Source organism: Terriglobia bacterium (assembly GCA_036496425.1).
Taxonomy (GTDB): Bacteria; Acidobacteriota; Terriglobia; order 20CM-2-55-15; family 20CM-2-55-15; genus 20CM-2-55-15.
In genome coordinates this window covers 1-6,281 of sequence record DASXLG010000392.1, presented here as the reverse complement: position 1 = coordinate 6,281, position 6,281 = coordinate 1, and the positions used below count along the sequence as shown (strand labels likewise).

Annotated in this window: 5 protein-coding genes; 2 read left to right on the top strand and 3 right to left on the bottom strand. The window is 58.0% G+C overall.

All coding sequences use genetic code 11. From position 1 onward, the window contains the following. On the top strand, positions 1 to 767 hold a 767-nt coding region (locus tag VGK48_28860; protein HEY2385205.1), incomplete at its 5' end, for a VOC family protein. A 102-nt stretch (positions 768 to 869) separates the two neighbouring features. Here the strand turns inward: VGK48_28860 and VGK48_28855 are convergent. The 3 genes from VGK48_28855 to fusA all read right to left on the bottom strand — a co-directional run bounded on the left by VGK48_28855 (position 870) and on the right by fusA (position 4,633). Beyond that, positions 870 to 1,322 carry a hypothetical protein gene (locus tag VGK48_28855; GenBank protein HEY2385204.1) on the bottom strand — a complete coding sequence of 151 codons (453 nt, stop codon included), beginning with the start codon at positions 1,320 to 1,322 and terminating at the stop codon, positions 870 to 872. A 515-nt stretch (positions 1,323 to 1,837) separates the two neighbouring features. Beyond that, positions 1,838 to 2,539 (bottom strand): hypothetical protein, encoded by a 702-nt coding sequence (locus VGK48_28850; GenBank protein HEY2385203.1) that lies wholly within the window; start codon positions 2,537 to 2,539, stop codon positions 1,838 to 1,840. 3 nt (positions 2,540 to 2,542) lie between these two features. Further along, complete coding sequence (gene fusA / locus VGK48_28845; GenBank protein ID HEY2385202.1) at positions 2,543 to 4,633, bottom strand: elongation factor G; 2,091 nt, start codon at positions 4,631 to 4,633, stop codon at positions 2,543 to 2,545. Between the two features lie 205 nt (positions 4,634 to 4,838). Here fusA and VGK48_28840 point away from each other — a divergent pair, with 205 nt between their 5' ends. Next, positions 4,839 to 6,224 (top strand): DUF1588 domain-containing protein, encoded by a 1,386-nt coding sequence (locus VGK48_28840; protein HEY2385201.1) that lies wholly within the window; start codon positions 4,839 to 4,841, stop codon positions 6,222 to 6,224. The last annotated feature ends 57 nt before the right edge of the window (positions 6,225 to 6,281 follow it).

Below are 6,281 nucleotides of genomic sequence, written 5' to 3'. Positions count from 1 at the left end.
TGACAGGTTGGTGCCCTTCCGTTTTCGCTCAGCTGGGTACGCCCAATGCGTCCGGCGTCTCCCTCGGGCACATCCATTTGCTGGTTCCAGATCCGGAGGAACACAAGAAGCTCTGGGTCAGCCTGCTCGGCGCAGAGGTTGCGCACAGCGGCTCTCTGGAACTTCTGAAGATTCCGGGAATCTTCATTATTCTCGGCAAAGCGGACACGACCGAAGGCACGGTCGGCTCCAGTATCGATCACTTCGGCTTTCAGGTGAAGGACCTCGCGGCCATGCGCGCGAAAACCGACGCCGCTCATCTCGAAGTCGTGCAGGAAAATCCCGCGGCCCGGCAATTCGTTGTTCTGTTCCCGGACAAGGTGAAGGTGGAATTTACGGAAAACAGCGCGCTGACTGCTCCCGTGGTCGGTCATCACATTCACGTAGCAACAACACGGGAAAACATGGAATCCGTGCGCGCCTGGTACGTGAAAACATTCGGGGCGGTGTCCGATACACGGCGCGGGTTCCCGACAGCCGGTTTCAATGGCGGCGAGATCAATGTCATTCAATCCGATCAGCCGACGTTGCCGACCAAAGGCCGCGCGCTCGATCACATCGGTTTTGAAGTAAGAGACCTCGAGGCATTTTGCAAGAGGCTCGAAGCGCAGGGAGTAAAGGTCGAGATTCCGTATTACGATGTCCCGAGGATTATGAAAACCGCGTTTGTCACAGACCCCGCCGGCACACGCATCGAATTGACCGAAGGCTTGACGAACGCCCGCTAGTCCATCGCACCGACGAGTCTAGCCGGTAAGTACTTGGCGGGTAGACGTTGTAGCCTCTAATACGATGCCCCCAAATTGGACCGGCCTGAGATCCGGAAATCATCAGCTGATCGATCTCATTTGCGAAAGGCTGCGGGAGTCGAAATCCAACCCCGGACTGACGAGATCCTGAATCGAGAATACCGCTTTGGCGATACCGGCGTGGCGATGTTCGGTTGTCTTAGTCAGAATGTGGTACAGCTCGTGACCGATGACGCGAGCTAGGGCGCGGCCGACCGCAGAGGGCACGGTTTCATTGCCGAGGGCCCATATGACATGCGGACAATCCACGACGAAAAACGGAAGAACATGATTTTCAGACACCGAAGTGTCGGCAAGGCGCACTGCACCATGAGGCTCGGGCACTTCGGTTAGATCCGCGGCCGCCGAACAGGAACCTTCGATGGAGCCGACGACAACAAAGTCGAACGCCTCACCGGCTCTTCGCTGTGTGGAATTCTTCCAGACCACATCGATTCGCGCAGGACCGAGTAAGCGCCGGAGTTCGGATCGCATCACTTCGCTCGACTCGGCAGTCAAGCCGCCAGAATGCTTCAGATACAAGGCAAGTGTTCGCGTTTCAGCGCGAACACAGGGACAGACACAGCAAACAAGCAGAACGATACCGGCAGCCTGTCTCATGGACACCTCTCCCTCGGAGCATTCGGGGATCTCCTATTCACCACAACAGACGCTAAAACTGCGTTTGCGGTTGACGTGATTCGCTCAACTACACAGTTATTACCTGGAATTTCGGTTTTGGTTACCTGGAGGCGTTCATCCAAGCCACAGCGGCCAGATATGGACGGTCCGGGATGAGTGAAGCATGTTCGCGGCGCAGACGGGGTGGTTAGTAACTTCAACAAATAAGGTGCGCTTCGCGGTTCGTTGATAACCGCCCCGCCCGAGCGTTCTAACGGTTTGATCGCCTCGGGCACCCCGCCTTGGAAAGGCGGGGAATGTCCATCTCACCGACTTTTTGTGCAAAGCTAAGTTCCCGGATGTTCCAGCATCAATAAGCTGGAATCCCGTTACTTCTTAACCAGCAGCATCGTCCCCGGGTCGAGGGCGAGCGTGAGCTTCGCGACATTCGGGTTGTCATGATCTTTCAAGAGCGAGAGCCGGACGCCGTCGTTGTCATCGGCCATCTGGACGATGACGGATATCGCGGAGGAAAGCTTCGCGATCGGTTCAGGAACGCCGTGGTCGTTTAACGGCACGCCGCGGTGGGTGACGGCGGCCATCCACAGTTCGACGTTGAGCGTCTGCGCCAATTCCCGGAATGCGTCCATGTCCTCCGCCGTGAGCTTATCGAAATCGAAGCCCTCGAGAACCAGGCAGGCCGGTTCGAAGTGCGCATACTCTTTCAGGAAATTGATCGAGTGGCGCAGCTTGTGGATGGTGAAGGATTTTCCGGCGTAGGTATGAATGATGCGATTACGCTCCATCTCGAGCCGCTCGGCGGGAATGTCTTCGAGATGGGCGGAATGGGCGAGGTCCATGAAGATCTCGTCGTAGAACTCGCGCACGTGATCGACTGTCTTATCGAGCGAAACGTGCAGAGTCTTTCTGCCGCGCATGGCCTCATCCAGCGCGATGCCGACCAGAAAAGCGGTCTTGCCGATACCGTGGCGGGCGGCGACGACTCCGATGTTTCCGCGGCCGAGGCCGCCGTGGATCGAGTGTTCGAACAATCGGAGCGGGTTGCGTTCGTTGAGTTCCTTGCGATACATGCGCTACTCCTCGTCGTCGGCGACTAAGCCGGTGCCGTACTTCTTCACCAGTTCCAGATGTACTTCGGAGGGAACCGGAGCATAGCGTGAAAATTCCATGGTGTACTCGGCTTTTCCCTGTGAGGACGACCGCAGATCGGTCGAGTAGCCGAACATTTCCGCCAGCGGCACCTCGGTATCGACACGCACGAAACCTTCTTCCTCCGTGGTTCCGATGATGAGTCCGCGGCGCTGCATGATGGTCCGCACGAAGGCGCCCTGGAATTCGAGCGGTCCTTCCACCGAGACCTTCATGATCGGCTCCAGAATCTGCGGCTTCGCCGACGAGTACACCGAGCGGAAGGCGCCGCGCGCGGCCGCCTGGAACGCGTTGTCCGACGAGTCCACCGAGTGAGCGGCTCCGTCGTTGATCACGACCCGGAATCCGGTGACCGGGAACCCGATCAATCGTCCTTTCGAGATCATCGACTTGAAGCCCTTCTCGACGGAACTGATGAACTCTTTGGGAATCGAGCCTCCGTAGATCTCGTCGACGAATTCGAAATCGCCGGTTTCCATCGGCTCGACATAGCCTGCGACACGTCCATACTGTCCCGAACCGCCGGTTTGTTTCCTGTGAGTGTGGTTGAACTCGGCTTTGCGGGAAATCGCTTCGCGGTAGGCGACCTGGGGCGCGCCGGTTTCGACTTCGGCATTGTATTCGCGCTTCATGCGCTCGACGTAAACGTCCAGGTGAAGCTCTCCCATGCCGGAGATGATCGTCTCGCCGGACTCTTCGTCCACGCGGGCGCGGAACGTGGGATCTTCCTTGGTGAATCGCTGCAGCGCCTTTCCGAGATTCGTCGCGGCTTTTTTGTCCTTCGCCTTGATGCTCAGGTGGATGACCGGATCGGGCACGTGCATCGAGGTCATCGAATAGTGGATGGTCTCGGCGGTAAACGTGTCGCCCGAAGCGCAGTCGATACCGAACAGGCCGACAATGTCGCCTGCGGCGGCGTCTTGAATGTCTTCCATTTCGTCCGAATGCATCCGCACGAGACGGCCGACCCGCACGTCGCGGCCGGTGCGGCTGTTGACGATCATATCGCCTCTCTTCAGCTGCCCCTGATAGATGCGGATATATGTCAACTGACCGAAGCGGCCCTCATCCAGCTTGAAAGCGAGAGCGACAAACGGCGCGTCGGCTTTGGGGCTGAGAGCGACTTTCTGCTCGCCTTTGGAAACATCGAGGGCTTCGTTCTTGATCTCCGTCGGGTTCGGCAGATAGCGTGTTACCGCGTCGAGCAGAGGCTGTACGGCCTTGTTTTTGTATGCCGAGCCCAGAAAAACCGGTGTCAGCTCCAGCGAAAGCGTTCCTCTGCGGATCGCCTCGTGGATCATTTCGGGCGTCGCCTTGTCCTCGAGAACCGCTTCCATGAGCTCATCGGAATACATCGAGATGGCATCGAGCATCTCGGCGCGCTTCTCTTCGGCCTGAGTGCGAAGGGATTCGGGAATTTCCTCGACGCGCCGTTCTTCCCCGCTCGGGCCGTCGAAGTAATGGGCCTTCATCTCGATGAGATCCACGACGCCTTCATGATCGCCTTCGAGACCGATCGGAATCTGCATCATGATGGCGTTATGTTTAAGCTTCTCACGAAGCTGCGCGACCACCTTGAACGGGTTCGCGCCGGTCCGGTCGGATTTGTTGATGAAGGCCAGGCGTGGAACGTTGTAGCGGCGCATCTGCCGGTCGACGGTCATGGACTGGGACTGAACTCCCGCCACAGCGCAAAGCACGAGGATCGCGCCGTCGAGAACACGGAGCGACCGCTCGACCTCGATCGTAAAGTCCACGTGGCCCGGCGTGTCGATGATATTGATGAAGTGGTTGTTCCACTCGCAATAGGTGGCGGCGGACTGGATCGTGATGCCGCGCTCCCGCTCGAGGTCCATGGAGTCCATCTTCGCCCCGACGCCGTCCTTGCCCTTGACGTCGTGGATGACACGTATCCGCTTGGTATAAAAGAGGATTCGCTCCGTAAGTGTGGTTTTTCCGGAATCGATGTGCGCACTGATTCCAATATTTCGTATCCGCTTAAAATCGCTGATCAATACAAACTCTCCCCTTAAAAACAGAGTAATCTCTCATGATACCTGCACGGCGGGCATTTCCAACCCACGTTACAAAAAATAGCACGGAGGTGAACGTACAATTTCATGACAATAGCGTTACAAGAAATGTGCATGTCACCGACAGGGTCATGAAGACTCGGCGGCCACGGCGTTGTTACGGTGCTTCCTCATTGAGGAGGCTTCAATGACATGCAGAGCAGTATTCGCGCTGATCGTAACGGGCGTAACAGTCTTTCTCGCCACCACCGCGGGCGCTCAAACCAATTCACCGAAATCCACAGGCACGGATGTTTCCGGCGTTATCAACCCGATGTTCAGCATGTACTGCGCGTCGTGTCATAACCAGTCGCGCAAGACGGCCGGACTGGCACTCGACAGCCTGAACACAAAGGACGTGAGTGAAAAATCTGCCGTCTGGGAAAAAGTGCTGCGCCGGCTCCGGACGCGCCGGGATCCGCCGATCGGCTCGCCGCGGCCGGATGACGCGATGTACGAATCGGCAATATCGGCGATGGAATCGGCATTAGATCGGGCTTATCCGATGAATGTCCCGCTGACCGCCGCCACTCGGGTCTCCGCTGCCGACCTGGCGAACCGCATGGCCAAATTCATCTGGAACGGCACGCCCGATTCCCTGCTCCTGGACGCCGCGAAGAAAGGCAACTTGCGAAAGCCCGCCGGACTCGAACAACAGGTCCGCCGGATGCTGCAGGATCCGAAAGCGAACAGTCTGACGACGGGTTTCTTCGAGCGCTGGGCCTTGTGGGACGCGCTCGAGCGTGCGCAGGACGTCGATACCGCTCTGCTCCAGGATCTCGAGACCGAAACCCGGATGTTTTTCGAGAATCAGCTTCATGACGATCACAACGCCCTCGATGTGTGGACCGCGAACTACACCTTTCTCAACGACAGGCTGGCGAAACACTATGGAATTTCCGGCATTACCGGCAGCGCATTTCAACGCTACACATACACCGACAACATGCGCGCCGGGATCCTCGGACAAGGAAGTTTTCTGACCGTGACTTCGTTCAAGGACCGCACCTCGCCGGTCGAGCGCGGGAAGATGGTCCTGACCACGTTCCTCGGCGTGCCGCCTCCCGATCCCGCGCCCAACGTTCCGCCATTAAGGCCGAATGACGACCGCCCGATGCGCGTGCGGATGAAGGAGCATCTGACGAATCCCGCCTGTATCAACTGTCATGCGACTTTCGATCCGGTCGGCCTGGCACTGGAGAACTTCAACCTGGTGGGCCAATGGAGAACCACGGATGGCGGAGAAATGATCGACGCTTCCGGCAACTTCGTCGATGGAACGAAATTCAACGGGCCAGCGGAACTGCGAGCCGGGCTCTTGAAGTATCGATCGGCGTACTACTCGAACATCGCGCAGAAGCTTCTGGGATATGCGCTGGGCCGCCAGGGGCGAGCCTGGAGCGTCCACGAGAACGAGATGCCGGCGGTGCGCGCCGTCGTCCGCGAAGCGGCCGCGCATGATTACCGATGGTCATCGATTGTGGTGGGAATCGTGAAGAGCGAGCCGTTCCAGATGAAAACGATCGCGCAGTAGCGCTGCATTGCAGGGTCGCACACCGGAATTCCCGAATGAATTCGGGAATTCCGGTGT